The 2,874-nt window shown below is 71.2% G+C and carries 3 protein-coding genes; 2 read left to right on the plus strand and 1 reads right to left on the minus strand.

Annotation, left to right across the window (positions count from 1 at the left end):
* Nucleotides 1-80 precede the first annotated feature (80 nt).
* A complete protein-coding gene (locus FV228_RS25575; RefSeq protein ID WP_147857109.1) occupies nucleotides 81-731 on the minus strand; it encodes a glutathione S-transferase family protein in 651 nt (216 codons plus the stop codon).
* A gap of 277 nt (nucleotides 732-1,008) precedes the next feature.
* Here FV228_RS25575 and FV228_RS25580 point away from each other — a divergent pair, with 277 nt between their 5' ends.
* Entirely contained in the window at nucleotides 1,009-1,389 is a 381-nt protein-coding gene (locus tag FV228_RS25580) for a response regulator (protein ID WP_058192055.1), read from the plus strand.
* Between the two features lie 92 nt (nucleotides 1,390-1,481).
* A partial coding sequence (locus FV228_RS25585) for an AI-2E family transporter (RefSeq protein ID WP_147857110.1) occupies nucleotides 1,482-2,874 on the plus strand: 1,393 nt, incomplete at its 3' end.

The raw sequence follows: 2,874 nt of genomic DNA on the forward strand, positions 1-2,874 counted from the left end.
CCGCTGGAGCGCCCCCGAGCCGGCAGCGCAACTCGCGCGCACCGGCATCTGGGACGCAAGCGAGGACGCCTGATCGTGGCTCAGGCCGCGCCCGGCGCGGCCGCCTCGTGCTCCTGCGCGAGCCGCGCATCCGCGGCGGCCACGGTCCGGAAGGCCGGGCGGGCCCGAATCCGGTCGACATAGGCCGACAGCGCCGGATCGGGCGCGACCAGGCCGAAGCCCGTCGTCCAGCCGAGCGCGCTGCCCCAGAGGACGTCGGCGGCGCTGAAGCGGTCGCCGAGCAGGTACGGCCCCGGATTCAGCGCTTCGGTGACGCGCGCGATCACGCTGTCGTAGTCGGCATAGGCCGACATGGCCCGCGGCCCGGCTTCGCGCTTGAGATGGCGGTCGATCACCGCGGGCTCGAAGCAGGAGCCGTAGAACACCATCCAGCGCAGATACGTCCCCCGGGCGGGATCGGTGAGCGCCGGGGCCAGGCCGGCCGCGGGAAACAGGTCGGCGAGATACATGTAGACCGCCGCCTGCTCGGTGACGAGCGCGTCGCCGTGGCGGATCGCCGGCACCTTGGCCATCGGGTTGATGGCGCGATAGGCGTCCCCGAGATGTTCGCCGGCCCGCATGTTGAGCACGTGCAGCCGATGCGGGGCGCCGAGTTCCTCCAGCAGCACGCGCACGCCGGTCGAGCGGGTATTGGGGGCGTGATAGAACTCGATGTCCGGCGTATCGGCCATGTCGCACCCTCCCGGGATCCGTAATTTGCGCGGCGATACGCTTCGTCCTGCCTGAGGTCCGGGTCAATCGTGCAGCGCGGCGACGGCTGCGGTTGTGGCATCACCCCGGGCCCGGGACAGGCGGCCCCGATGAGACATCCGGATCCGAGCTGCACCCCTCCGCGCCAGGCGCCCACTTCCGGAGGGACCGGAATCGCGGCAGGGACGTTGGGCGTTTGTGCGTTGCCGCGCGTTGGGGTGCCAGCCGGCGCGACGCGACCCGGGGATTCGAGTTCTGATGGCGAAGATACTGTTGGTCGAGGACCATGAAGAGATCTGGGACTTCCTGTCCCGCCGCCTCAAGCGCCGCGGCTACGAGGTGATCCTGGCCCATGACGGCGAGGCTGGCGTGCAGCAGGCCCGGTCGGGTCAGCCCGACGTGATCCTGCTCGACATGAACCTGCCGGTCCTCGACGGCTGGTCGGCGGCGCGCGCCCTCAAATCCGGATCCGACACGCGGGCGATCCCGATCATCGCGCTCACGGCCCACGCCATGTCCGGGGACCGGGACAAGGCGATCCAGGCGGGCTGCGACGACTACCATCCCAAGCCGGTCGATTTCTCCAAGCTGCTCAGCCAGATCAGCGCCGCTTTGGGCGAGACCGCACAGGCCGGCTGACGGCCGCCCGACGCGGCAGGCGCCCCGATCCGAACCGCTCCGCCGTCGCGGGGCGGCCTCGTCCCCCAGTCCGATCAGAGTGGAGCGTCTTTGTGAGCGAGGATCCCGTCACCGCCCAGCGCCTCAAGCAGGGCCTGCCGGTCATCGTCGCGCTGGCCTCCACCCTCCTCGTCGTGTCGATCATGGCGGCCCTGTATCTCGGGCGCGAGATCCTGGTGCCGGTGACGCTGGCGATCCTGCTGAGCTTCGTCCTGGTGCCGGCGGTCCGCATCCTCCGGCGGCTCCGCGTGCCGCGGGCGGCGGCGGTGCTCCTGGTGGTGGTGATCGTGTTCGGCGGCCTGTTCGGGATCGGCAGCCTCATCGCCAGCGAGGCGTCACAGCTGGCATCCGACCTGCCGCGCTACACGCTGGTGATGCGCGACAAGATCAAGGACCTGCGCGGCGCGACCGCCGGGGCCGGGACCTTGTCGCGCATGGTCGACATGGTCCAGGACCTGAGCGCCACGCTGCAGCCGCCCGGCGCCATCGAGGTCAAGGGCGAGCCGGGAACCCGGACGCACCCGCTCACCGTGGAGATCAGCCCCGCCCGGGCGAGCGTCGTCGAGACGTTCCAGACCTTCGCGGGCCCGATCCTGCACCCGCTGGCCACCACCGGGCTGATCCTGATCTTCACGATCTTCATCCTGCTCCAGCGCGAGGACCTGCGGAACCGGGCGATCCGGCTGGCGGGCGGCTCAGGGGACCTGCGCCGGGTGACGGCGGCGATCGACGACGCGACCAGCCGGCTCAGCCGGTTCTTCCTGGCGCAGCTCGCCCTCAACATCGCCTTCGGGGTGGTGATCGGGGTCGGCCTGTGGCTGATCGGCGTGCCGAGCCCGACCCTGTTCGGCGTGCTCGCCGCGATCCTGCGGTTCGTGCCGTATATCGGCGCCGCGATCAGCGCCCTGCTGCCGCTGATCCTCGCCGCGGCGGTCGATCCCGGCTGGACCATGGTGATCGCCACCGCAGCCCTGTTCCTGGTGGTGGAGCCGATCGCCGGACACGTGATCGAGCCGCTGCTCTACGGACACTCCACCGGCCTGTCGCCGATCGCCGTGATCCTGGCGGCCACGATCTGGACCTTCCTGTGGGGACCGATCGGCCTGGTGCTGGCCACCCCGCTCACCGTCTGCCTGGTGGTGCTCGGCCGCCACGTGGAGCGCCTCTGGTATCTCGACGTGCTGCTCGGCGACCGGCCGGCGCTCGCGCCGCCGGAGATCTTCTACCAGCGCATGCTGGCGGGCGACCCGGTCGAGGCGATCGACCAGGGCTGGCAGTTCCTCAAGGAGCGGGCGCTCGTCACCTATTACGACGAGGTCGCTCTGGCCGGCCTGCTGCTCGCGCAGGAGGACCTTTCCCGCGGCACCCTGGACCGCGCACGCCAGGACGAGGTCGGCGCCGCGATCCGCACCGTGGTGGCGCGGCTCGGGACCGCCCCGGTGGCGC

Source organism: Methylobacterium sp. WL18, from assembly GCF_008040015.1.
In the GTDB taxonomy this organism is placed as follows: Bacteria; Pseudomonadota; Alphaproteobacteria; order Rhizobiales; family Beijerinckiaceae; genus Methylobacterium; species Methylobacterium mesophilicum.